This is a genomic window from Amycolatopsis sp. lyj-346 (assembly GCF_046548975.1).
GTDB lineage: Bacteria > Actinomycetota > Actinomycetes > Mycobacteriales > Pseudonocardiaceae > Amycolatopsis.
The window spans coordinates 156,465-180,288 of sequence record NZ_JAJPWT010000017.1 but is presented as its reverse complement, the minus strand read 5'-3'; the positions used below and the strand labels follow the sequence as shown (position 1 = coordinate 180,288).

Below are 23,824 nucleotides of genomic sequence, written 5' to 3'. Positions count from 1 at the left end.
TTCGCGCGCTGCCCTTCCCGGGGTGGCGCGCGCCGCCCTCTAGCGGGGGTCGTAGCCCAGGTCGGGCCACAGGGCGAGCAGGGCTTCGATCTTCCGCGGGACCTGGAAACTGTTCCGGAAGTTCGGCTTCTCGCCGATCGCGGCGAGGGCCTTCCGGAGTTCCCCGAAGGCCGGTTTGGCGGTCGACTGCCGGGTCAGGACGTAGCAGTAGGTCCGGCGGGGGTAGGCGAATTCGTCGATGTACGCCTGCAGGACGAGACCGGGGGCCTCGATCCGCGACCCGACGAGGGGACGGCCCTGCTTCTGGCTGTAGACGGGGATCAGGTGCACGCCCGCGCGGAGCGTGCGCGGCGGGTCCTGGCCCTGGCCGTCGTCGGCCCAGAGCAGCTCGACCCGGAACGGCGACTCGCCGTCCTCGCCCGGGTGGGTGTACTCGCGCTGCAGTTCTTCGAGCCGGTACGCGGCCTCGGCGTTCGGTTCGCCGCCTTCGACGAGGCTGAGCAGGTACAGCTCGGCCGGCCGCGGCCAGGCCGGCCGGGGCACGTCGGTGGCTTCGGGGGTTTCGGCGGCTTCCGGCTCGGCCGCGGCCGGTTCCCCGGTGCCGGCCGGGGACGCGGTGCCGGCCGGGGCGCCGGGCTCCGCGGGCGTGGTGCCCGCGGCGGCGGGCTGCTCCGGCTGCGCGGCAGCGTCCGGCTGGGCCGGGGTGGCCTCGGCGGGGCGGTCCGGGAGGCCCGCGGCAGCCGGTGACGTGGCCGCCTCCGGCTGCGCCGGCGAGGCCGGCGGGGTGACTGCGGCCGGTTGCGCCGGGCGGACCGGCGAGGGCGCGGGAGCGGCCGGGCGGACGGGGGAGGGTGCGGGAGCGGCCGGGCGGACCGGCGAGGGCGGCGGGGTCGCGGCCGCGGGCCGGACCGGCGTCACCTGGCGGCTGGTCACCACCGGCCGGGTGGCCGCGGCGGGCCGGGACGGCGCGGAGCGGGCCGTGACCAGCTTGCCGGCGCCGTACTGCTCCAGCAGCGGCTCCAGGTCACCGGCGGTCAGCGAGGGGCCCGCGAGGTCGCACCACTCGAGCCAGGCCTCCTGGGCCTCCTCGACGGTCTGCCGCTCGTGGGAGAGCGTGACCGCCTCGAACAGCTGCCGCGGTCCGGCGGCGGTGACGTCGGCCGAGCCGACCACGACGAAGGACGGGTCGTCCTCGGCGATCACCAGTTTCGCGTTCAGCCCCCGCAGCGAGTGCACGATCACGCCCGCCTTGACCCAGTGCAGCAGCGCGTGCGGGCTCGTCGCGCCGGACAGCACGGTGTCCAGGCTCGCGTCCGTGATCAGCGTGTCGCCGGGTTGCAAGGGCAGCAAGGCCGCCGCGCCGGGGCCGACGTGGCCGAAGGCGGCCACCAGGTTCCGGCGCGGGGCGAGCAAGGGGGTGATCGAGGCCCAGATGTCGCGACCGGCGAGTAGTCGTACCGAACGTTCTGCCAAACCCAGCCGAGCGAGCTCCGCGTCCATGCCCCCGACCTTAGCCGGTGCCTCTCGGGCACCTGACGGCCGGAATATCTCTTGCTTGGAAGTAGTTGAACGCGCATGTAAGATGGTGCTCGCGAAGGGAGCAGGTCATGCAGTTCGGAATCTTCACGGTGGGCGACGTCACGACCGATCCCACGAACGGAACCACCCCGACGGAACACGAGCGGATCAAGGCGATGGTCCGCATCGCGCTGAAGGCGGAAGAGGTCGGCCTCGACGTCTTCGCGACCGGCGAGCACCACAACCCGCCGTTCGTCCCGTCGTCGCCCACGACGATGCTGGGCCACATCGCGGCGCAGACGTCCCGGCTGATCCTGTCGACCTCGACGACGCTGATCACCACGAACGACCCGGTGAAGATCGCCGAGGACTTCGCGATGCTGCAGCACCTCGCCGACGGCCGCGTCGACCTGATGATGGGCCGCGGCAACACCGGCCCGGTGTACCCGTGGTTCGGCCAGGACATCCGCCAGGGCATTCCCCTGGCGATCGAGAACTACGCGCTGCTGCGCCGGCTCTGGCGCGAGGACGTCGTCGACTGGTCCGGCAAGTTCCGCACCCCGCTGCAGGGCTTCACGTCGACCCCGCGGCCCCTGGACGGCGTCCCGCCGTTCGTCTGGCACGGGTCCATCCGCAGCCCGGAGATCGCCGAGCAGGCGGCGTACTACGGCGACGGGTTCTTCGCCAACCACATCTTCTGGCCGACTTCGCACTTCCAGCAGCTGATCGCGTTCTACCGGCAGCGGTTCGAGCACTACGGCCACGGCTCGGCGGACCAGGCGATCGTCGGCCTTGGTGGGCAGGCGTTCATCCGCCCCAAGTCCCAGGACGCGTGGAACGAGTTCCGGCCGTACTTCGACAACGCACCGGTGTACGGGCACGGCCCGTCCCTGGAGGAGTTCACCGAGCAGACGCCGCTGACGGTCGGCAGCCCGCAGGAGGTCATCGACAAGACGCTGACCTTCCGCGAGCACTTCGGCGACTACCAGCGCCAGCTGTTCTTGATGGACCACGCGGGCCTGCCGCTGAAGACGGTGCTGGAGCAGCTCGACCTGCTCGGCGAGCACGTGATCCCGGTCCTGCGCAAGGAACTGGACGCCATGCGCCCGGCCCACGTCCCGGACGCGCCGACGCACGCGTCCCTGAAGGCTGCGTCCCTGAAGGCTGCTTCGTCGGAGGCTGCGTCGTTGGAGGCAACGGTATGAAGCTCGCAGTGGTGACGGCGGGCCTGTCGGTCCCGTCATCGACCCGTCTCCTGGCCGACCGCCTGGCCGCGGCCACCGCCGCCGCGGCCGGGGAACCGGTCTCGGTTTCCGTGGTGGAGCTGCGGGACATCGCCTTGGACGTCACGAAGAACCTCCTGACGGGCTTCCCGAGCCCGGCGCTGCGCACGGCGATCGAGACGGTGACCGGCGCGGACGCCCTGATCGCGGTGACCCCGGTGTTCACGGCGGGGTACAGCGGGCTGTTCAAGTCGTTCTTCGACGTCCTGGACGCGGATTCGCTGGTGGGCAAACCGGTGTTGCTCGCGGCCACGGGCGGAACGGAACGGCATTCCCTGGTCCTGGACTACCAGCTCCGGCCGCTGTTCGGGTATTTGAAGGCGGATCCGGTGGCCACGGGCGTTTACGCGGCTTCCTCCGACTGGGGCAGTGGCGAGGCCTCGGGGGCGTTGCAGCGACGGATCGAGAAGGCGGGAGCGGAGCTGGCTTCGTTGGCAGCGGGACGGCCCGCTGCTTCGAGGGAGCCGGATTTCGTTCCGTTCGAACAGTTGCTGGCGGCCGAGTGAGGTTGCCGGGCGAGCCGGATTCTGGGCTCGCGTGGGTGTAGGCCCGTAGCCGTGTGGCTGCGGGCCTTTCCCGTGTTCAGGCTGCGAACGGCAGCGGTTCGTGCAGGTTGTTTCGCCTGGGTTTTCGGCGCCTGTCGATGAACACCGGTGGAAGGAACTCGGGCAGGCCGTCGGCGGCGATCCGGACCTCCCATCCCGAGCGGTGCAACAACCGGTGGTGGTGAGCACACATCAGCACCAGATTGCCGAGATCGGTCGGACCACCGTCAGCCCAATGGCGGATGTGGTGGCCTTGGCAGTGCCGGGGTGGCCGATGACAGCCAGGGAACGCGCACCCACGGTCCCGTAAGAACAGGGCCCGGCGGAGCCCGGCGGAGATCAACCGGCGGAGCCGCCCGAGGTTGAGAGGTTCACTCTTCTCACCCAAGACGGCGGGGATGATCATGGCGTCGCAGGCGTGCACGCGGGCTTCGGCGGCCGAGATGGTGCCGGTGTCGCCGAGGGTCGCCTGACCGATCCCAGACTTCAGGTCTTCGAGGGCTACGGCGACCATGACGTGGGCTCGTTCCCCGGCCTGCATTGGCAGCTCTGGGGAGTTGAGGGCGAGGTCGATGGCGTCGGAGAAGGCGTCGCCGTAGCGCTGGGGGTGGGTGCGGTGGTCGGGGCCGTCGTCGCTGGTGCGGCGTTCGGCCAGGGCATCCAGGAGGGCGCTGGCGCGGGTGCCGGTCTCGTCATCGAACCGGGCGTTCAGCTCCCAAGTGCCGGACCGTCGGCGCCGCAGGAACAGCTCCCGCGGCGGGATCACCGGGTCGGCGACGGCGGGTTCCTCGCCGTCAGGGGCCAGGTGGGCAAGGATGCGGGCCCCCAGCGCGGCGACCTGCTTGTGCCCGGCCTCGGCGGCGAAAGCCAGCAGGTCGGCCTCGGCGCTGTCGTGGTGCTCGGGCGGAACCTGGCCGAGGACATCGGTGATCACATCGATCATGGGGTTGCTCAACCGCCCAGCCCGGGCAGCCGCGCCGGTGGCGGGGGCCAAGGCGGGAATCGGGCTCCCGTCGAGGGTGCGTCCCGGGTTCACCAGGCGGGCCCGTTTCACGAGGCGTTCAGCGGCGGACTTGGGGATATCGGCCAGGTGTTCCAGCAGCCGGGCGGCAGAGCGGTAGCCGAACAGCTCCATCACTCCACGCTGCTCGATCTCCACCAGCACAGCCCCGAGTTCGGCTTCGGCAGACCGCATACACGCCACCAGCTCACCGATGCGATCGGCCAAAGCCACCGCATCAGAAGAGGAGGAAAGTACTGCGTTGCTGGTCATACCTCCAAACTACCGGCCATCGAACACGCGTTCATCACACGATCAGGTGGTGTCCAATCGGGATCAGTGGTGGTGAACCCGATACCGCAGATGCGTAACTCCTTGTCCTGCAATAACTTCGTCGAACAGTCAAGGCCTGCCGAAAGTAGGGGGTCGGACCAACCGTCCGACAGCAGTGCCGGCCACCTCGCGCTGCCTACGTTTACAGCCATGAAAAGGCTCCTTCTCGTCCTGGCCGCCCTGCTGCTGGCCACGGCGACACCGGCCGACGCGGCCCTGCCCCAGGACGCCCTGCCCCAGGACATCGACGGCTACGTCCGCGCCTACCTGGACCACACCGGCCTGCCCGGCGCGACGGTCGCCGTCACCCACGACGACGACGTCGTCCGCGTCGCCGGGTACGGCCACGACGCCGCGGGTCACCCGCTCAGCGCGTCGAGCCGGCTCCCGATCGCGTCGGTGAGCAAGTCCATGACGGCCTTCGCGGTCCTGCAGCTCGCCGAAAACGGCCGGCTCGGGCTGGACGAGCCGGTGACGCGGTACCTGCCCGATTTCCGGCTCGCCGATCCCCGCGGCGCCGGGATCACCGTCCGGATGCTGCTGGACCAGACGTCCGGGATGGCCGATGAAACCTTCCCCGACCTGACGCTGCCGCAGCCGCACACGCTCGCCGAGGCCGTCACCCGGCTGACGGACGCCGGGCTCGCCGGTGAGCCCGGCGCGCAGTTCCGCTACCACAACCCGAACTACCAGGTCGCCGCCCGGATCGTCGAGGTCGTGGCCGGGCAGCCGTTCGCGGACTACCTCACCGGCCACGTCTTCCGGCCGCTGGGCATGACCGGCAGCACCTCGGTGGACGCGCCGCCGTCCGGGACCGAGGGGTACGTCCGGGCCTTCGGGATCGAGGTCCCGGTGTCCGAACCGGACTGGTTCACCGGTGGCAGCCACGGCGTGCTGACCACCGCGGCCGACCTCGCGCGCTGGCTGATCGCGCAGCGGACCGGTGGCGGCGCGCTGTCCCCGGAGTCGGTCCGGCAGGCGCACACGCCCGCACCCGGGCGCACCTACGCGCTGGGCTGGCGTGTCCGGGACGGCCGCGTTTCGCACACCGGCGACTGGTTCTCCCACACCGCGGCGCAGGTGCTGCTGCCCGGCGGGTACGGCATCGCCGTGATGGCGAACACCGGGATGGCGCTGGACAACGAGGCGGAACTGCTGGCCGAGGGCCTCGCGAGCCTGCTGGAGGGCGGTGCGCCGGAGCCCGCGTCACCCGGCGGGGTGGTCGCCGACCGGGTGCTCGGCGCACTGGCACTGGTCGCGGTGGCCCTCGCGGTACTGGGTGTCCGCCGAGCCGGGCGGAAGCCCCGGTGGTGGCGGCTCGTGCCGCCGCTGCTGCCGCTGTTGCCCCTGGTGTTCCTGCCGCAGCTGCTCGGATGGGTATTCGCCGGGCGCCGGGGTACCTACAGCCAGGTGCTCTACGTCTGGCCGGGGCTCGTGGTCGTGCTCGGCGTGGTCGCGCTGGCGGGCCTGACCGTGGCCGCGGCCAGGGCGCGCGCCCTCGTGAGTGGCACGCGAGGCGTCGACCAGGAACAATCGGACCGGACGAGGGGAGACGCCCAATGGGCATCGGCAAGCAGACGAAGCGGATCCTGATCGCGGTGGCCGGTGCCCTGCTGCTGGTGGTCGGGGCGCTGATGCTCGTTCTGCCCGGCCCCGGGCTGCTGGTGGTGCTCGCCGGGTTGCTGCTGCTGGCGTCGGAGTTCCCGGCGCTCGATCGGTACGTCGACCCGGTGCGCGACCGCGCGATGAAGGCGGCCGAGGACAGCGTGTCGTCGCCGCTGCGGATCGCCGGCTCGGTGCTGGCCGGGCTGGCGCTGCTGGCCGCCGGGATCGTCTGGGGCACCGTGCGGTCGCTGCCGTTCAGCGGCTGGAGCACCGGGTCGAGCCTGATCCTGTCGTCGGTGATCCTGTTCGCGCTGCTGGTCTGGAGCTACCGCCGGGTCAAGTCGCGCCGGGAAAGCCGGGGAAGCCGGGAAACCGGAACGAAGGCTCCGGCAGGCGACTGACGGGTAGCCTCGGCGCCATGAGCGCCGGATTCCAGCGCGCCCGCCGTCCCGAGCAGGTCGAGGCGCGCCGTCGGGCCATCCTCGCCGTCGCGGGCGAGCTGCTCGCCGAGCGCCCGGTCGCCGACATCAGCCTGCGGGAGCTCAGCTGCCGGGTCGGGCTGGCGAAGTCCAACGTGATCCGGTACTTCGACAGCCGCGAGGCGATCTTCCTGGAGGTCCTCGACAGCGCCTGGACGGCGTGGCTCGACGACCTGGAAGAGGCACTCGGCGAGCCGGGCCCGGCGGAGCCCGGCTTCGCGCGCGAAGAGCGGATCGCCGGGACGATCGCGGCGACGCTCACCGGCCGGCGGGTGCTGTGCGAGCTGCTGAGTTCGATGGCGCCGGTGCTGGAGCGCAACATCCCGGAGGAGTTCGCCCGCAGCTTCAAACGCCGGGCCACCGCGAACACCGAGCGGCTGGGCGAGCTGGTGCGGGCCCGGGTGCCGGAGCTGCCGCCGAGCGCGGCCCGGCACTTCGCCCGCGGGGTGGTGGTCCTGGTGTCGGGTTCGTGGCCCGCGGCCAACCCGACGGCGGCCGTGGCGGCCGCCGAGCCGGGGGCGGCGCCGGAGTTCGGGCTGGCGGAGGGGCTCACGAACCTGCTGGCGGGGCTGGTCGCCCGGCAGGGATGACGAACGCCGAGCCGGCCCGGGGACCGCGATCGTGGTCCCGGGCCGGCGCCGGCCTACTTCCCGCCGGTGTACAACGTGCTCACGTCCGCGTCGGACAGGGCCCGGTCGTAGACGTGGACCTGGTCGACGGCCCCGTCGAGGAAGTCGACCGGGCTGCCGCCGTACTTGCCGCGGCCGATCACCGTGTGGCCGGTCGACGCCTCGCCGAGGCAGACGCTCTTCGTGGCGGCCAGCCGGCCGTCGACGTACAGCTTGAGCGTGCCCGAGGCCGTGTCACGGACGCCGGCGACGTGGTACCAGCGGTTCGGCTCCGGTGCGGTGGGCGCCAGGGCCCGCGTGCCCACGAAGCTCATCGCCAGCCGGTGGTCCGCGCCCGAGTACTGCAGGAAGAACGCGCTGTTGCTGTCGCCGTCCTGGCTCACCACGGTCTGGAAGCCGTCACCCACGGCGTTGAACTTCACCCACGCCGCCGCGCTGTAGCTGCCTTCGGTGTTCACCAGTGCCGCGCCGGTGTCGGCGTACTGGCCGGAACCGCTGGTGGCCAACGCCGAACCGGTCTTCCCGGCCGTCCAGGACGCGCCGCCGACGAGCGTCGCGTCGTGGCTGCCCACGACGTCCTCGGCGACCGTGCCCGCGTTCTCGTCGAACGGGTACGCGGCGATGCCGTCGATCCCGGGCGTCCCGGCGGGCACCGACGGCCCGGAAACGGGTGCGCCGGTGGCACCCTTGATCACCGCGAGGTTCGCCGCGCGGACCGCCGCGAAGTCCATCTTCTTCACCTGCCGGTCGTAGGTGAAGAAGCCGTTGACCTCCTTCTCGACGTCGGTGGTCTGCGTGTAGACGCCCGCGGACAAGCCGCACCGCTGGGCGACCAGCAGCAGGCGTTGCTGGAGTTCGCCGTAGCGCCGGGTGAGCGTCGCGCTGTCGGGCTCCATCTCGTAGGCGAAGCTGCCCGCCGGGTCGAACTCGTGCCCGGCGACCTTGAGGCCGAGGCCGCCGTACTCGCCGTCGACCGCCGCGCGCGTGCCGGTCTGCATCGGCGTGCCCGGGCCCGTGTAGCTGTGGTCGTCGTAGATGTCGCCCTTGCCGCTGTCCGGTTCGGACCGGCAGCAGTTGACGCCGGACTCGGCGTTCACGAGCCGCGAGGGATCCCAGGACTTGACCAGGTCGGCGATCCGGCCGACCTCGTAGTCGCCCCAGCCCTCGTTGAACGGCACCCAGCTGACGATCGACGGGAAGCTGCGGTGCTGGTCGATCATCCGCTTCATCTCGGACTCGTAGTTGACGCGGGCCGCCGCGGACGGCTCGACGTCGTCCTTCATCGACGGCATGTCCTGCCACACCAGCAGCCCGAGCTTGTCGGCGTGGTAGTACCAGCGGTCGGGCTCGACCTTGATGTGCTTGCGCACCATGTTGAAGCCGAGCGCCTTCTCCTGCTCCAGGTCGAACTTGAGCGCCGCGTCGGTCGGCGCGGTGTAGATGCCGTCCGGCCAGAAGCCCTGGTCGAGCGGGCCGACCTGCATGACGAACTTGCCGTTGAGCAGCATCCGCTGCTTGCCGTCGGCGGTCTTGCCGAGGCCGATCGTGCGCAGCCCGAAGTACGAGCCGACCTCGTCGCCCGAGGGGACGAGCTTGACCCGCAGGTCGTAGAGGAACGGGTCGTCCGGTGACCACAGGTGCGGCCGGTCCACCTTGAGCTTCAACGGCTTGTTCGCGTCGCCGCTCACCCGCCCGACCGGGCGGCCGCGGTCGTAGGCGACGGCTTCGACGCGCTGCCGCGCCGGCCCGCCGACGATCGCGTTCACCGTCACCGAACCCAGATCCGGCGTGATGTCGAGGCGGTCGATGTGCGCGGCGGCCACCGGCTCCATCCAGACGGTCTGCCAGATGCCGGACGACGGCGTGTAGAAGATGCCGTCACCGGGTTTGCGCTGTTTGCCGATCGGCTGCCCGCCGGTGTCGTTCGGGTCGGCGACGCCGACGATCAGCTCCTGGTCCTTGCCCGTGGTCAAGGCGTCCGTGACGTCGACGGAGAAGGCGTCGTAGCCGCCGGTGTGGCGGCTGACGGTCTTGCCGTTGACGAGCACCGTGGCGTCGTAGTCGACGGCCTGGAAGTGCAGCAGGATCCGCTGGCCCCGCCAGTCGCGCGGCAGCTGGAACGTCCGCCGGTACCACATCTGCGTTTCGTGGCGCATGATCCCGGACAGCGCGGACTCCACCGGGTACGGCACGAGGATGCGCTCGCCGAGCGTCCTGCCCACCGGCGCGGCCTCGCCCGGGGTCGCCTTGGCGAATTCCCAGACGCCGTTGAGGTTCTGCCACTTCGAGCGGGTCAGTTGCGGTCTCGGGTAGTCCGGCAGGGCGTTGGCAGGGGAGACGTCGTTCGTCCACGGGGTGGACAGTGGCGGGGTGAGCCGTTGCCACTGCGGTGGGGACTCGGCGTGCGCGGCGGGGACCGCGAGTCCGGTGAGGGCCAGTGCCAGCACGGCGGCCAGTCGAACAGGGCGGAACATCGTTGAACCTCCTGGTAGGGGACAGGGTTCAGCGGGTACGGGAGCGCGCGAGCAGGCGCTGGACCACCACCACGACGAGCAGGAAGGCCCCGCTCACCACGGTCTGGTAGTTGGAGTCGAGGGTGCCGATCTGGTTGATGACGTTCTGGATGAGCGTGCGCAGCAGCACGCCGACGAGCGTGCCGATGAGGGTTCCGGCGCCGCCGGTGAGCAGCGTGCCGCCGATGACGACGACGGAGATCGCGTCGAGTTCGGTGCCGACGCCGATCACCGTGACGCCGGACTGCAGGTACGCGGCGGTGAGGACGCCCGCGACGCCGGCGAGCGCGCCGCTGAGCGTGTAGAGGCTGATCTTGGTGCGGGCCACCGGAAGTCCCATCAGCAGGGCCGACTGCTCGGCGCCGCCGATGGCGAACACGGACTGGCCGAAGCGCGTGCGGCGCAACAGCAACCCGCCGAGGGCGAACAGGACGAGCGTCAGGTAGACCGGGACGCCGACGCCGAAGATCGTGCCCTGGCCCAGCCAGAGGAACGCCGAGCCGGGGTCCACCTTGTACGTCGTCGCGCCCTCGGACGTCAGTGCCAGCAAAAGCCCGCGGGCGAACAGCAACGACGCCAGGGTGACGATGAACGGCGCCATCCCGGTGCGGGCGATGAGCAGGCCGTTGACGAACCCGATCAGCGAACACACGGCCAAGGGCAGCAGGATCGCGACGACCAGGCCGTACTGCGCGCCGTACGCGGCGAGGACGCCGCCGAGCGCGTAGTTCGAGCCGACCGAAAGGTCGATGCCGCCGGAGATGATCACGAACGTCATGCCCAGCGCGATCACCGCGAGGAACGAACTCTGCAGGGCCAGGTCGCGCAGGTTGCCGGCGGATCCGAAGCGGGGAAAGGCGAACCACGCGGCGGCCATGCCGAGCACGAGGACGACGGCGGCGCCTTGGCGTTGCAGGACCCCGGCGAACGCGGCGTTGCGCGCGGTGATCGGAGTCGCGGACTGGGTTGTCACTGGCTGCTCCGCTCACGCGCGACGTAGACCGCGCCGACGATGATGGCCGCCTGGACCATCTGCGCGGTCGAGTCGGGCAGGTTGTGCTTGATCAGGGTGGCGTGCACGAGCTGCATGAGCAGCGCGCCGAACACGGTGCCGAGCACGCGGACCCGGCCGCCGGTCAGCGGCGTGCCGCCGACGACGACCGCGGTGATCGCGGACAGCTCCATCAGCAGCCCGACGTCGCTCGGATCGCCGGCGCCCAGCCGCGACGTCGCCAGCACGCCGGCCACCGCGGCCAGTGCCCCGGAGATGACGTAGACGCCGACGAGCACGCGTTTCACCGGCAGCCCGGCCAGGGTGCTCGCGGCGCGGTTGCCGCCGACGGCGACCAGGTGCCGCCCGAACGTGGTGCGCTGGACGACCAGCCCCGCCAGGACGGCGAGCACGCCCGCGACGATCACCATGATCGGCACGCCGAGGACGTCGCCGGTGCCGAGGGCCAGGAAGTCCTGGTTGTGCAGCTGGACGAGCCGGCCGTCCGCGATGACCAGGGCGAGCCCGCGGCCGCCGACCAGCAGCGCGAGGGTCGCGATGATCGGCTGGATGCCCAGGTGGGCGACCAGGTAACCGCTGAACAGGCCCGAAACCACGCCCGCGATGACGGCGACGATGATCGCCATCAGCGGGCCCGCGCCCAGGTAGAGCGGGATGAGCGCGGCGGCGATCGACATCACCGAGCCGACCGACAGGTCGATGCCTTCGGTGCCGATCACCAGCGCCATGCCGAGCGCGACGATGCAGACCGGGGCGGCCTGCACCAGCTGGGTGCGGAAGTTGGCCGCGCTCAGGAAGTTCTCGGTGAACGCGACGTTGAACAGCAGCAGCACGACGACGGCCAGGTAGACGCCGTAGTTCTGCAGCCACGCCGTGACCTTCGCGCGCTCAAGGGTGACCGTGGACATCGTTGTCACCCCCGGTGCTTTCCGCTGCGATGGCCGTCAACACGTTCTCCTCGGTGATCCGGTCACCGGTCAGCTCGCCGGCGACCGAGCCGTCGCGCAGGACGACCACGCGGTCGGAGCCGTCGATCAGTTCCTCGAGTTCGGACGAGATGAGCAGCACGCCGAGCCCTTCCCGCGCGAGTTCGTCGATCAGCGCCTGGACCTCGGCTTTCGCGCCGACGTCGATGCCGCGGGTGGGCTCGTCGAGCAGCAGGATCTTCGGGCCGGTGGCGAGCCAGCGGGCGAGGAGCACCTTCTGCTGGTTGCCGCCGGAGAGCTCCGACACCCTCTGCTCGGGGCTCGCGGCCTTGATCCGCAGGCGTTCCACGAAGATGTTGACGATCTTGTCCTGTTTGGCCTTGCTGACGACGCCGAACGGGGACAGCGTCGGCAGCGCGGCCAGCACGATGTTCTCGCGCACCGACAGGTTCGGGATGATCCCGTCGGTCTTGCGGTCCTCGGCCAGCAGCGCGATCCCGGCCCGCATGGCGGCCGCGATCTTGCCCTTCTTCAGCGGTTTCCCCGCGAGCAGCACACTGCCGCCGTCCAGGGGGAACGCGCCGACGATGGCCCGGGCCGTCTCGCTGCGGCCGGAGCCGAGCAGGCCGGCCAGGCCGACGACCTCGCCGGGCCGGATGCTCACCGAGACGTCGTGCAGCTTCCGCAGGCCGGACAGGCCTTCGGCCTTGAGCAGCGGCTCGCGCTCGACGGCGTGCTCCTCGCCGAACGCCGTGACGCCCTCTTCGCGGATCTGGCGGATCTCGCGGCCGAGCATCAGCGACACGAGCTCGATGCGCGGCAAGGGCTTCAGCGGTCCACTGTGGACGACCCGGCCGTCGCGCAGGACGGTGACGCTGTCACACACCCGGTACAGCTCGTCCATCCGGTGGCTGACGTAGACGACCGCGATGCCTTGGGCGTGCAGCCGGTGCAGCACCTCGAACAGCGTCTCGACCTCGCGCGGCTCGAGCGACGACGTCGGCTCGTCCATGATGACGACCTTGGCGTCGGTCGACACCGCCCGGGCGAGGGCGACCATCTGCTGCGCGCCGACCCCGAGGGTGTGCAGCGGGCGCTTGACGTCGTCGTCGATGCCGTAGCCCTTGAGCAGCTCGCGGGCTTCGGCGTACATCTTCGCCCAGTCCACCAGCCCGGCGCGGGTGCGTGGTTCGCGGCCGAGGAAGACGTTGCCGGCGATGCTCATCAGCGGGACGAGGTTGACCTCCTGGTAGATGGTCGAGATCCCGGCGCGCTGCGCGTCGATCGGCCGCTTGAACGTCACCGGCTCGCCGAGGTGGCGCACTACGCCCTCGTCGGGCCGGTAGACGCCGGTCAGCACCTTGATCAGGGTCGACTTGCCGGCGCCGTTCTCCCCGACCAGGGCGTGCACCTCGCCGGGCTTCAGCGCGAAGCTGACGTCGTCGAGCGCGAGGGTGCCGGGGAACCGCTTGGTCACCCCGGTCACCTCGAGCACCGGTGCGGTCGTCACTTCGGTGGTGGCCGTCATCGGTAGGAGTTCCCGACCTTCTGCGCGGCGTTGGTCTCGTCGTACTGGTCGTCGGTGATGACGATGCTCGCCGGGATCGGCTCGCCGTTCTCGAACTTCTGCAGCGTCTGGAAGGCCAGCGGGCCGAAGCGCGGGTTGGACTCGATCACGGCGTTGTAGCTGCCGTCGACGATGAGCTGCACGGCGTTGCGGGTGCCGTCGATCGAGATGATCTTGACGTCCTTGCCCGGTGCCTTGCCCGCCGTCTTGAGCGCGTTGACCGCACCGACGCCCATCTCGTCGTTCTCGGCGTAGACGGCGGTGATGTCCGGGTGGCTCTGGATCAGCTGCTCCATCACGGCCTGGCCCTTGGACCGGTCGAACTCGCCGGTCTGCTCGGCGACCACGGACAGGCCCGGCGTCTTCGCGAGCTCGTCCTTGAAGCCCTTGGTGCGGTCGGTCGTCACGTTGTTGCCGGACGAGCCGAGCAGGATCGCGACCTTGCCGGTGCCGCCGGTGACCCGGGCGGTCTCCTGGGCGGCGCGTTTGCCCTGCTCGACGAAGTTCGAGCCGATGAAGGTCAGGTAGTCGGTGCACGGCTGCGACGTCACCTTCCGGTCGATGGTGACGACCGGGACCTTCTTGGCCTTCGCCGCGTCGAGGGCGGGTTGGAGGCCGTCGGAGTTCAGCGGCGCGACGATGAGCAGCTGGGCACCGCGGTCGAGCATCGACTTGATGTCGCTGATCTGCCGGTTCAGGTCGCTCTGGGCGTTGGTGACGAGCAGCTTGTCCCGCGCGATGCCGAGCTTCGCGGCTTCGTCGCGGATGGACTGCGTCTCGGTGATCCGGAAGGGGTTGGCCTCCTTCTCGGACTGGGAGAACCCGACCACCGCGGTCTTGAGGTCGACCTTCGGGTAACCGGTCTTTTCGAGCGTGCAGCCGTCGGCGGACGGCGCGGCGGACTGGGCACTGGCGGCCGGCCCGCCGCCGCTGGCGGGGGCCGCGGGCGTTTCTTCCCGGGCCGTGCAGGAGGTGAGGGTGAGCGCGGCGGCGGCCGCGGTGACCAGGACCAGTCGGGGACGGGAGGGCAAGAGCACGTCGACTCCTCGGGCAGCGTCGTTGGTAGCCCCGCTCGCCGGGGTGATCGGGGTCACCACGGGAGCCTTGAGGTACTTTTTACATCGTTGGAACAACGTTGTAAACCGGCAATGGCTCGCTACACTTCGTGCTCAATCTCTGAAAGGGACCGCCTGTGACCGTGACGCTCAAGGACGTCGCCACGCTTGCCGGAGTGTCGGTGAAGACGGTGTCGAACGTCGTGAACGGCTACGCCTTCGTCAAGCCGGAGAACCGGCGGCGCGTCGAGGAGGCACTGGCGGCGACCGGGTACCGGCCGAACATCGGGGCCCGCAACCTCCGCCGCGGCCGCACCGGGTTCCTGGCGCTGGTGGTGCCGGAGCTGTCGATCCCGTACTTCGGCGAGCTGGCCGGCCTGGTGATCACGGCGGCGCAGAAGCGCGGCTGGAGCGTCCTGATCGAACAGACGCAGGGGACGCGGTCGCGCGAACGCGAGACGCTCTCGTCCTTGGGGTCCCACCTGGTCGACGGGGCACTGGTGCACCCGGAAGCACTGGAGGCGGCGGACTTCCCGGCCGAGCCGGGCGGGATCCCGCTGGTCATGCTGGGCGAGCACGCGGTGGACGTGCCGATCGACCACGTGGCGATCGACAACGTGCTGGCGGCGCACACCGCGGTGTCACACCTGACGTCGCTGGGCCGCACGCGCATCGCGGCGATCGGGCGCAACCCGGCGCGGGGGACGTCGTCGCAGCGGCTGGCCGGGTACCGTTCGGCGCTGGCGGCGGCCGGTCTGTCCTATTCGGACGTTCTGGTGGCCCCGGCGGAGAAGTGGCACCGATCGGTGGGTTCGGCGGCGATGAAGGCGTTGCTGGCCTCGGATTCACTGCCGGACGCGGTGTTCTGCTTCAACGACCTGCTGGCGATCGGCGCGTTGCGCGCGGTGGCCGAGCGGGGCCTGCGGGTGCCGGAGGACGTGGCGATCGTCGGGTTCGACAACAACGAAGAGAGCGCATTCTCGCTGCCGTCGCTGACGACGATCGCGCCGGACAAGACGGCACTGGCCGAGGCCGCGGTGGACCTCGTGCACCGGCGGATCACCGGCGACAAGACGTCTCCGCCGCAGGACATCCAGACCCCGTTCGCCCTGGAGATCCGCGAAAGCACCCGCGGCCGCTGACGCCGGTCAGCGGCCCGGCCAGTGCCAGGAGGGCCGGTCCAGCCGGCCCTGGCCGGCCACCTTCGTCTCGCCGTACTCCTTCTCCAGTTCCACCGTGCCCACCTCCGTCACCTCCGCGAGGGCGCGGATCAGGGACTGGGCGTGGGACACCACCACCAGCTGGGTTTCCTTGGCCGCCGTCGCGATCAGGGTCGCCAGGGCCGGCAGCAGGTCCGGGTGGAGGCTCGTCTCCGGCTCGTTCAGCACCAGCAGCTCCGGCGGGCGCGGGGTGAGCAGGGCCGCCACCCACAGCAGGAACCGCAGCGTCCCGTCCGACAGCTCCGCCGCCGACAACGGCCGCAGCAGGCCGTGCTGGCGCAGCTCGACCGACAGCAGGCCGTCCTGGGAACGCACTTCCAGGGTCGAGCCCGGGAACGCCGCGTCGATCACGTCCGCGAGGTCCTCGGTGCGGCCGACCTCGATGATCGTCTGCAGTGCCGCGGCCAGGTCCGCGCCGTCGTGGGACAGGACCGGGGTGCGCGTGCCGATGCGGGCTTGGCGGGCCGGGGCGTCCGCGTCCGTGCGGAAGTGGTCGTAGAAGCGCCACGACCGGATGCGCTCCCGCAGCACCACCAGCTCCGGGCACGCCCGCGGGTCCGCGAATTCGCTCAGCATGCTGTCCGTCAACCGGATCTTGAACCGCTCCGCACCCCACGCCCCGGAAGCCACGCGGGTGCGCACCGACGGGCCCGCCCGGTCCGCGAGCAGCGCGGCCGGCCGCAGGTACGGCCCCGACCACACCGCTTCCCGCTTGAACTCCGGGTCGAGGTTGAACAGGGTCGCGGCAGGCACCGGCAGTCCCAGGTCGAGCGCGTAGCCGAACTCGTCGCCCGCGAAGCCGAGCCGCAGCCCGACGGCCTTCGTGTGCACCTTGCCCTGGATCCGCGAAGTTCCCCGTCGCACGCCGTTCTCCGGGCCCGCCCACAGTGTCGACGGCAGCCCGCCCTCCCGGGCCAGCGCCGCCACGGCGCCGTTGCGCGACGCGTCCGCCAGCAGCCGCAGTGCCCGGTACAGGCTCGACTTGCCGCTGCCGTTCGGCCCGGTGACCACGGTCAGCCCGGACAGCGGCAGCACGACGTCACGCAGCGAACGGTAGTTCTCGACGGCCAGCGTGGTGAGCATGCCCCGAACTTAGCGCCCCAAGGTGGCCTTGGTTGCGTTGAACGCACCCAAGGTGGCCTTCGGTGCGTTGAACGCACCGAAGGCCACCTTGGGGCGCTTTGGCTCGGCGTTGCTTGACCGGGTTACTTGACCGGCATCGTCACCTCGTAGACGCGGACCGGGGCCTTGCGGGCGCCGGTGAAGCCGTTGGCCCACAGGGACTGCACCTTCGACGCCTCGGCGGCGTTCGGGTTCGCGTTGGTGCAGGACGGGCCGGGGCCGCCGCCGGACATCAGTTCCGAGCACGGGCCTTCGTAGTGGTCCGGCAGGCCGAGCGCGTGCCCGGTTTCGTGGGCCGCGATGCGGGTCTGGTCGTACTGGGCGGCCTGGGTGTGGTCGATGAAGATCGTGCCGCTGCCGTGGCCGTCGGTCTGGGCGTACGAACCGCGCGGGTCGTTGCCCTCCGTGTAGTGCAGCGACGCACCCGAAGAGCTTTCCTGGAGCTTGACGTTCGACACCGCCGCGTTCCAGTTGGCCGCGCCCGCGTTGATCACCGCGCGGAAGCTGGGGGCGCCCGAGGTGTCGTAGTAGACGATCGTGGCCGCTTCCGGGGCCGCGAAGGCCGGGCCGGCCGTCAGCGGGGTCGCGATCATCGCCAGTGCGACGGCGGCTCCGGGCAGCAGGTACTTCCTGGACATCGGGACGACTCCTTGCCGTGGGAAATTTGCCAGGTCTGCGCGCGCTGTGTGCCGAACTTACGGAACCGCCCGGTGTTTGTGACCCGACTTTCGTACCGGCTTGGGGCCGTTCGGCTCAGTCGACCGGATCGGCCAGAGGAATCTCGCCCTCGCTGAGCCAGGACCCGCGCCACGCCAGATCGCCCCTGGCCAGGGTTTTCCCGCAGGCGTCGCACTTCGCGCCCGGTCGCGTGCGCTGTCCGCAGCGGGAGTGGACCAGTGCCATCGGGCCGGGGCCGGTGGCCGACGCGGTGTGGGCGTCACCCCACGCGCCGAGGGCGTGCAGCACCGGCAGTGCGTCCGAGCCGGCCTGGGTGAGGCGGTACTCGTGGCGGGTGCGGCCGCCGTCGCGGTAGGGGAGCTTCGTCAGCAGGCCGCGGTCGACGAGCTTGCCCAGCCGGGTGGTCAGCACGTTGTCGGCGATGCCGAGCTGGGTGCGGAAGTCCTCGAACCGGGTGGTGCCCGCGGTGGCGTTGCGCAGGATCAGCAGCGTCCACGGCTCGCCGAGGACGTCGGCGGCGCGAGCGATCGGACAGGCGGCGTCCGCCCAGGTGGTGCGACGGCTCATCGTGTGATCCCTTCGACCTGACTTGCTGGGAGCAAGTTTACGCCGTAGGGTCGTTGTCAGCTAGCTTGCAAACAGCAAGCCAGGTTCGAGAGGAGTTCGTCATGGACATCACGGGTGCGGTGGCGCTGGTCACCGGAGCCAACCGGGGGCTCGGCCGCCGGTTCGCGGCCGCCCTCCTCGAGCGAGGCGCGGCCAAGGTCTACGCCGCCGCGCGCAACCCCGAGTCGATCGACCTGCCGGGTGTCGTCCCGCTGCGGCTCGACGTGACCGACCCGGAGTCGATCCGCGAGGCCGCCGCGCTGGCGGGCGACGTCACGCTGCTGGTGAACAACGCCGGTTCCTCGACCGGCGCGTCCCTGCTGACCGGGTCCCTCGAGGACATCCGGCTGGAGATGGACACGCACTACTTCGGCACGCTGGCGGTCACGCGCGAGTTCGCGCCGGTCCTCGAGCGCAACGGCGGCGGCGCGGTGCTCAACGTGCTGTCGGTGCTTTCGTGGTTCACCGCACCGCAGGTGGCGGCGTACTCCGCGGCGAAGTCCGCGGCCTGGTCGCTGACCAACGCGCTGCGCCAGGAACTGGCACCGCAGAAGACGCAGGTGACGGCCCTGCACGTGGGGTACATGGACACCGACATGGCCAAGCACGTCGACGGCCCGAAGATCGACCCGGCGGTCGTGGCGGGCCTGGCTCTGGACGGCGTCGAAGAAGGCCGCTTCGAGGTGCTCGCCGACGACGTCAGCCGGAACGTGCGGGCCGGGCTCTCCGGCGATCTCTCCGCGCTGTACCCCGCACTGGTTTCCTGACCGCCTTTTCCGACCCCGGAATACGGCGGTGACGGCCGCGGGCGTATGAATAGGCGGGTGGCGGAACACGTCGAATCCGGAATGGGCCGAACGAGAAACCGCTGGGGGGAAGGCGAACGGTTGCGCGGCGAGATCCTGGCCGCGGCCGGGAAGTTGCTCGCCGAACTGGGCGGCGAGGACGGACTGACGATCCGCGGCGTCGCCCGCGCCGTCGGTATCGCCCCGGCGAGCATCTACCAGCATTTCGCCGACCGCGCGGAATTGGTCCGCGGGTTGCTCGACCACGAATACACCCGGCTGCGGGATTCGATGCGCGCGGCGGAGGAGTCACTCGGCGAAACCGACGTCGTCGGCCGGGTCCGGGCGCAGATTCACGCGTACTGCGCGTTCGCCATGGAGAATCCGGGGCACTACCGCCTGATGCTGGCGAACGGGGCCTCCCGGCCGGCGCCGGACGCCCGCGCGGAAGGCCCGCTGCTGGACGTGATCGACCGGCTGGCCGCGGGCTTCGAGCGCTGCATCGAGGCAGGTCACCCGCTCCGCGTCACCCCGGGCCGCGCGGCGGCGGTGGTGTTCGTGGGCGCCCACGGGCGGGTGGCGCTGTTCCACAGCGTGCTCAACCGCACCGGGGCGGAGCTGGTGGAGCCGTTCGTGGACGAGCTGGTGTCACTGGTCTTCGCGTGATCACCGCGGTTTGCGCAGGAGTACGCAGGTGGTCTGGTGCCCGCCCCGGCCGTCTTCCGGTAGTCGATCAGTCCTTTGCCGACGGGCAGCCCGGACCGCGCCGCGCACGCGACGAGTAGTCGGCGTCATCCCGGCGGAGCTCCCGCGCCACGTGCTCGAGGTGCAGGCGGGAGCCCGACCAGCCGCAGTGGGGCAGGTCGGCCTCGGTGAGGTCGCGGATGGCCAGGGGAACCACGATTTCGGAGCGCACGCTGCAAGATGTCGGCCGGGGGCGGCGCACGCCGACGGATTTTCGCCTCCGCCGCGGTTAGAGCGCCCGCTGGGCCGCGTCGAGGTGCTCCGCCAGCCAGGCCGAGACGAACCGCTCCCGGTCCGCGTTCGTGTCCTGCCGCGGCACCATCTCCGTCAGCATGATCAGGCCCAGGTACACCCGGTACAACGTCAGCCGGCGCCGGGCCGGGGCGTCGAAGCGGGCTGCGCCGTAGCCCTCCAGCAGGGGCGCGTCCAGGTCGCGGAACAGCGTCAGCGACACGAACTCCGCCACCGGGTCGCCCCAGAACGCGCGCTCGGCGTCGATGATGCCCGATACGCGGCCGTCGTCCAGGAGGATGTTGCCGTCCCACAGGTCGAAGTGGACCAGGACCGGCGTCGTGACCAGCGCCAGCAGCGGCTCGTGGCGGCGCACCAGGTGCGCGATCTCCGCCGCCGGTCGCGGCAGGCGAACGCCGTAGCGGACGGCGTCGGACAGCACCGCGTCCACCATCGCCGTGAACGCCGAGGGCCACGTCGGGTGCAGCGGGTCCTGGAGGTAGCCGAAGCCGCCGCCGGTGACCCGGTGCAGCCCGGCGACGATTCCGCCGAGTTCGGCGCGCAGGTGCGGGCCGGTGCCGGGCACCCCCGACCACGGGACGCCCGGCACCTCCGTCATCAGCAGGAACCCCGGCCCGGCGCCCACCACCGACGGCAGCGGCCCCGGAACCAGGCGGTAGTACTCCGCCTCCGTCGCGAGCAGGTCGTGTTCGTACGACAGGCCCGGCGCGGACGGCGCGATCTTGAGCACCAGCCGCCGTCCGTCCGCGAGCCGCAGCCGCACCGCCCGGTTGTACGTCCCGCCGCCGAGGTCCTCGGCCGACACCACCGAAGCCGGGTCGATGCCCGCTGCGGTCAGTTCCCGGTCCACCCGGCCGAGTCTCCCAGTTTTTCCGCCGCGTCGGCCAGGTCCTCCGGCGTCGGGGCGTCGTCCTGGGTCAGGCGGCGCCGCCAGTAGCCGGTGAACTCGATGACGCTCTTGTCCCAGCCGCGGTCGCCGACGAGGTGGCGGCGCAGTGCCCGGACCGTCGCGGCCTCGCCGGCGAGCCACGCCGCCGCCGAACCGTCCGGCAACGCCGCCCCGCGAACGGCCTCGACCAGCTTGCGGCCGTGCTCGGCGCCGTCCCGGTGCAGCCAGTGCACCTCGCCGGGCAGTGGCTGCTCCTCCGCCGCGTCCGCGACCTCGAGGAACACCACCGCATTGTCCACCTCGGACAAGATGGTCGCGACGGCCGGGATCGCCGTCTCGTCCCCCGCGCACAGCAGGGTGTCCGCTGTGGACAGGGGGCGGCGGTAGGCCGGGTCCGGGCCGTACCGGCCGAGGACGTCGCCCGGCGCCGCTCGGCGGGCCCAGGCGGTGGCGGGCCCCGCCGGACCGGCGTGCAGCACGAAGTCGACGTCGATCGTGTCGCGGTCCCGCGAGCGCACGGTGTAACTGCGCATCACCGGGCGCTGGTCCTCGGGGATCTCCAGGTACGCCTGGTACCAGCGCATGACGTCGGCTTCCGCCGACGGCAGCCGCACCGGGTGGCCCGGTGGCGGGAACAGGAGCTTGAGCTGCTGGTCCGGCCACGGCTCGAGCTGGTCGAGACCGTCGCCGGTGAAGGTGACGCGCACAGTGCGCGGGGTCACCCGCCGCACCGCCGTCACTTCGAGCAGACCGGTCGGGTTCACGGCTTCCCCAGGTATTCGCGCAGGTGACGGGCGGTGAGGGTGGAGGCGTCGGCCACGAGCGAAGCCGGGGTGCCTTCGAAGACGACCCGGCCGCCGTCGTGGCCGGCGCCGGGGCCGAGGTCGATCAGCCAGTCGGCGTGGGCCATCACGGCCTGGTGGTGCTCGATGACGATCACCGTGTTGCCCGCGTCGACGATCCGGTCGAGCAGCGCCAGCAGCTGGTCGACGTCGGCGAGGTGCAGCCCGGTCGTCGGCTCGTCGAGCAGGTACGTCGAGCCCTTCTCCGCCATCCGGATCGCCAGCTTCAGCCGCTGCCGCTCCCCGCCGGAAAGCGTCGTCAGCGGCTGCCCGAGCGTCAGGTAGCCGAGGCCGACGTCGGCGAGGCGGTCGAGGACCGTCCGCGCGTTGCCCGTGGTGAAGAACTCCCGCGCCTCGGCGACGGACATGGCGAGCACCTCGCTGATGTTCTTGCCGCGCAGCAGGTACATCAGCACCTTGGGGGTGAACCGCTTGCCCTCGCACTCTTCGCAGACCGACGCGACCCCGGCCATCATCGCCAGGTCGGTGTAGATCACGCCGAGGCCCTTGCACTTCGGGCACGCGCCTTCGGAGTTGGCGCTGAACAGGCTCGCCTTGACGCCGTTGGCCTTGGCGAACGCCGCCCGGATCGGGTCGAGCAGGCCGGTGTAGGTCGCCGGGTTGGAGCGGCGGGACCCGCGGATCGCCGACTGGTCGACCACGACGACGCCTTCGCGGTGCGCCAGCGAGCCGTGGATCAGCGACGACTTCCCGGAGCCCGCCACCCCGGTGACCACGGTCAGCACGCCGAGCGGGACGTCGACGCTGACGTCACGCAGGTTGTGCAGCTTCGCGCCGGTGATCGAGACGTGCCCGGACGGCGTGCGCACCTTCTCGCGGAGCGTCACCCGGTGGTCGAGGTGACGGCCGGTGAGCGTGCCGGACGCGCGCAGGCCGTCGACGCTGCCGGTGTAGCAGAGCCGCCCGCCCGCGGCGCCCGCGCCGGGGCCGAGGTCGACGACGTGGTCGGCGATCCGGATCGTCTCCGGCTTGTGCTCGACGACCAGGATCGTGTTCCCCTTGTCCCGCAGGCAGAGCAGCAGGTTGTTCATCCGCTCGATGTCGTGCGGGTGCAGCCCGACGGTCGGTTCGTCGAAGACGTAGGTGACGTCGGTGAGGCTGGACCCGAGGTGGCGCACCATCTTCACGCGCTGTGCCTCGCCGCCGGAGAGCGTCGCGGATTCGCGGTCGAGCGAGAGGTAGCCGAGGCCGATCTCGACCAGCGAGTCGAGGGTGTCGCGCAGGTTGCCCAGCAGCGGCCGGATCGACGGTGCGTCGAGGTTCCGCACGAACTCGGCGAGGTCGCTGATCTGCATCGCGGCGCAGTCGGCGATGTTCCGCCCGTCGATCTTCGCCGACAGGGCGGCCTGGTTGAGCCGCGCGCCGCCGCACTCGCCGCAGGTGGCGAAGGCGGCGGCCCGCTCGATGAACCCGCGGACGTACGGCTGCAGTGACTCGGTGTCCTTCTGCAGGTAGAGCCGCTTGACCTTGACCGCGAGGCCTTCGTAGGTGAGGTTGCTGGTGCCGACCTTCACCTTGCACGTCCCCTTGTACAGCAGGTCGTCGAGCTGCTGCGGCGTGAAGTCGCGGATCTTCGTGTCCGGGTCGAAGAAGCCGGAGGAGAGGTAGATCTGGACGTACCAGCTGTCCGGCGCCCAGCCGGGGACGAGGATCGCGCCGTCGTTGAGCGAGCGGTCGAAGTCGAGCAGGGCGGTCACGTCGAGGTCCGAGACCCGGCCGAGGCCCTCGCAGGCCGGGCACATGCCCTCGGGCAGGTTGAAGCTGAACGCGCCGGACGTGCCGACGTACGGGTCGCCGAGCCGCGAGAAGGCGATCCGCAGCATCGCGTAGGCGTCGGTCGCGGTGCCGACGGTGGAGCGCGAGTTGACGCCCATCCGCTCCTGGTCGACGACGATGGCCGCGCTGAGGTTCTCCAGCAGGTCGACGTCCGGGCGCGACAGGCTCGGCATGAACGACTGGAGGAAGGCGCTGTAGGTCTCGTTGATCAGCCGCTGGGACTCGGCCGCGATGGTGCCGAAGACCAGGGACGACTTGCCGGAGCCGGAGACGCCCGTGAACACCGTGAGCCGGCGCTTCGGGATGTCCAGGTCGATTCCGGTCAGGTTGTTCTCCCGGGCCCCCCGGACCTCGATCACGTCGTGGGTGTCGGCGGCCCGCCTGGGTGAGGTCATACCGTCCTTCTTGATAGTTTAGGCTGTAA

The 23,824-nt window shown here is 71.0% G+C and carries 22 protein-coding genes; 8 read left to right on the top strand and 14 right to left on the bottom strand.

Annotated features, from left to right (window positions below):
- Positions 1–39 precede the first annotated feature (39 nt).
- The gene (locus ACLJQE_RS36465; RefSeq protein ID WP_410644114.1) at positions 40–1,500 is read right to left on the bottom strand and encodes a hypothetical protein; all 1,461 of its coding nucleotides are present in this window, start codon (positions 1,498–1,500) and stop codon (positions 40–42) included.
- 107 nt (positions 1,501–1,607) lie between these two features.
- Between ACLJQE_RS36465 and ACLJQE_RS36460 the strand changes: the two genes are divergently transcribed.
- A complete protein-coding gene (locus ACLJQE_RS36460) occupies positions 1,608–2,723 on the top strand; it encodes an LLM class flavin-dependent oxidoreductase (RefSeq protein WP_410644113.1) in 1,116 nt (371 codons plus the stop codon).
- On the top strand, positions 2,720–3,307 hold the full coding sequence (locus ACLJQE_RS36455) for a CE1759 family FMN reductase (protein ID WP_410644112.1): 588 nt from the start codon (positions 2,720–2,722) through the stop codon (positions 3,305–3,307). Before ACLJQE_RS36460 ends, ACLJQE_RS36455 begins: the two co-directional genes overlap by 4 nt.
- A gap of 76 nt (positions 3,308–3,383) precedes the next feature.
- On the opposite strand, the gene ACLJQE_RS36450 is transcribed toward ACLJQE_RS36455, so the two are convergent.
- Positions 3,384–4,619: a DUF222 domain-containing protein gene (locus ACLJQE_RS36450; protein WP_410644111.1), complete on the bottom strand. Its 1,236-nt coding sequence runs from the start codon at positions 4,617–4,619 to the stop codon at positions 3,384–3,386.
- Positions 4,620–4,829: 210 nt separating this feature from the next.
- On the opposite strand from ACLJQE_RS36450, the gene ACLJQE_RS36445 reads away from it, so the two are divergent.
- Genes ACLJQE_RS36445 through ACLJQE_RS36435 form a run of 3 tightly spaced genes read left to right on the top strand, consistent with a single transcriptional unit; the run spans position 4,830 to position 7,353 of the window.
- A complete protein-coding gene (locus tag ACLJQE_RS36445; protein ID WP_410644109.1) occupies positions 4,830–6,272 on the top strand; it encodes a serine hydrolase domain-containing protein in 1,443 nt (480 codons plus the stop codon).
- On the top strand, positions 6,239–6,685 hold the full coding sequence (locus ACLJQE_RS36440) for a PGPGW domain-containing protein (protein ID WP_410644108.1): 447 nt from the start codon (positions 6,239–6,241) through the stop codon (positions 6,683–6,685). Before ACLJQE_RS36445 ends, ACLJQE_RS36440 begins: the two co-directional genes overlap by 34 nt.
- Positions 6,686–6,702: 17 nt before the next feature.
- Entirely contained in the window at positions 6,703–7,353 is a 651-nt protein-coding gene (locus tag ACLJQE_RS36435; RefSeq protein ID WP_410644107.1) for a TetR family transcriptional regulator, read from the top strand.
- 53 nt (positions 7,354–7,406) lie between these two features.
- Here the strand turns inward: ACLJQE_RS36435 and ACLJQE_RS36430 are convergent, their stop codons facing one another.
- The 5 genes from ACLJQE_RS36430 to ACLJQE_RS36410 are packed head-to-tail and all read right to left on the bottom strand — an operon-like array spanning position 7,407 to position 14,447.
- The gene (locus tag ACLJQE_RS36430; protein WP_410644106.1) at positions 7,407–9,866 is read right to left on the bottom strand and encodes a LamG-like jellyroll fold domain-containing protein; all 2,460 of its coding nucleotides are present in this window, start codon (positions 9,864–9,866) and stop codon (positions 7,407–7,409) included.
- A 28-nt stretch (positions 9,867–9,894) separates the two neighbouring features.
- Complete coding sequence (locus ACLJQE_RS36425) at positions 9,895–10,878, bottom strand: ABC transporter permease (RefSeq protein ID WP_410644105.1); 984 nt, start codon at positions 10,876–10,878, stop codon at positions 9,895–9,897.
- Complete coding sequence (locus ACLJQE_RS36420; RefSeq protein ID WP_410644104.1) at positions 10,875–11,825, bottom strand: ABC transporter permease; 951 nt, start codon at positions 11,823–11,825, stop codon at positions 10,875–10,877. Before ACLJQE_RS36420 ends, ACLJQE_RS36425 begins: the two co-directional genes overlap by 4 nt.
- Entirely contained in the window at positions 11,806–13,371 is a 1,566-nt protein-coding gene (locus ACLJQE_RS36415) for a sugar ABC transporter ATP-binding protein (protein ID WP_410644103.1), read from the bottom strand. Before ACLJQE_RS36415 ends, ACLJQE_RS36420 begins: the two co-directional genes overlap by 20 nt.
- Entirely contained in the window at positions 13,368–14,447 is a 1,080-nt protein-coding gene (locus ACLJQE_RS36410; RefSeq protein ID WP_410644102.1) for an ABC transporter substrate-binding protein, read from the bottom strand. The genes ACLJQE_RS36415 and ACLJQE_RS36410 overlap by 4 nt, the downstream gene beginning before the upstream one ends.
- A 155-nt stretch (positions 14,448–14,602) precedes the next feature.
- On the opposite strand from ACLJQE_RS36410, the gene ACLJQE_RS36405 reads away from it, so the two are divergent.
- Positions 14,603–15,607 (top strand): LacI family DNA-binding transcriptional regulator, encoded by a 1,005-nt coding sequence (locus ACLJQE_RS36405; protein ID WP_410644101.1) that lies wholly within the window; start codon positions 14,603–14,605, stop codon positions 15,605–15,607.
- A 6-nt stretch (positions 15,608–15,613) separates the two neighbouring features.
- On the opposite strand, the gene ACLJQE_RS36400 is transcribed toward ACLJQE_RS36405, so the two are convergent.
- The 3 genes from ACLJQE_RS36400 to ACLJQE_RS36390 all read right to left on the bottom strand — a co-directional run bounded on the left by ACLJQE_RS36400 (position 15,614) and on the right by ACLJQE_RS36390 (position 18,052).
- Entirely contained in the window at positions 15,614–16,768 is a 1,155-nt protein-coding gene (locus ACLJQE_RS36400) for an AAA family ATPase (protein WP_410644100.1), read from the bottom strand.
- A 122-nt stretch (positions 16,769–16,890) separates the two neighbouring features.
- The gene (locus tag ACLJQE_RS36395) at positions 16,891–17,445 is read right to left on the bottom strand and encodes a snapalysin family zinc-dependent metalloprotease (protein WP_410644099.1); all 555 of its coding nucleotides are present in this window, start codon (positions 17,443–17,445) and stop codon (positions 16,891–16,893) included.
- A gap of 115 nt (positions 17,446–17,560) precedes the next feature.
- Positions 17,561–18,052 (bottom strand): winged helix-turn-helix transcriptional regulator, encoded by a 492-nt coding sequence (locus ACLJQE_RS36390; protein WP_410644098.1) that lies wholly within the window; start codon positions 18,050–18,052, stop codon positions 17,561–17,563.
- A 101-nt stretch (positions 18,053–18,153) separates the two neighbouring features.
- On the opposite strand from ACLJQE_RS36390, the gene ACLJQE_RS36385 reads away from it, so the two are divergent.
- Positions 18,154–18,858 (top strand): SDR family oxidoreductase, encoded by a 705-nt coding sequence (locus tag ACLJQE_RS36385; RefSeq protein WP_410644097.1) that lies wholly within the window; start codon positions 18,154–18,156, stop codon positions 18,856–18,858.
- Positions 18,859–18,978: 120 nt separating this feature from the next.
- On the top strand, positions 18,979–19,542 hold the full coding sequence (locus tag ACLJQE_RS36380) for a TetR/AcrR family transcriptional regulator (RefSeq protein ID WP_410644096.1): 564 nt from the start codon (positions 18,979–18,981) through the stop codon (positions 19,540–19,542).
- Between the two features lie 67 nt (positions 19,543–19,609).
- On the opposite strand, the gene ACLJQE_RS36375 is transcribed toward ACLJQE_RS36380, so the two are convergent.
- From ACLJQE_RS36375 to ACLJQE_RS36360, 4 genes are read right to left on the bottom strand one after another with little or no spacing between them, the layout of a single operon-like run.
- Entirely contained in the window at positions 19,610–19,792 is a 183-nt protein-coding gene (locus ACLJQE_RS36375) for a hypothetical protein (RefSeq protein WP_410644095.1), read from the bottom strand.
- Between the two features lie 57 nt (positions 19,793–19,849).
- A complete protein-coding gene (locus tag ACLJQE_RS36370) occupies positions 19,850–20,722 on the bottom strand; it encodes a phosphotransferase family protein (RefSeq protein WP_410644094.1) in 873 nt (290 codons plus the stop codon).
- Positions 20,707–21,525 carry a siderophore-interacting protein gene (locus ACLJQE_RS36365; RefSeq protein WP_410644093.1) on the bottom strand — a complete coding sequence of 273 codons (819 nt, stop codon included), beginning with the start codon at positions 21,523–21,525 and terminating at the stop codon, positions 20,707–20,709. Before ACLJQE_RS36365 ends, ACLJQE_RS36370 begins: the two co-directional genes overlap by 16 nt.
- Positions 21,522–23,795, bottom strand: a complete 2,274-nt coding sequence (locus ACLJQE_RS36360; RefSeq protein WP_410644092.1) for an ATP-binding cassette domain-containing protein — start codon at positions 23,793–23,795, stop codon at positions 21,522–21,524. Before ACLJQE_RS36360 ends, ACLJQE_RS36365 begins: the two co-directional genes overlap by 4 nt.
- Between the last annotated feature and the right edge of the window lie 29 nt (positions 23,796–23,824).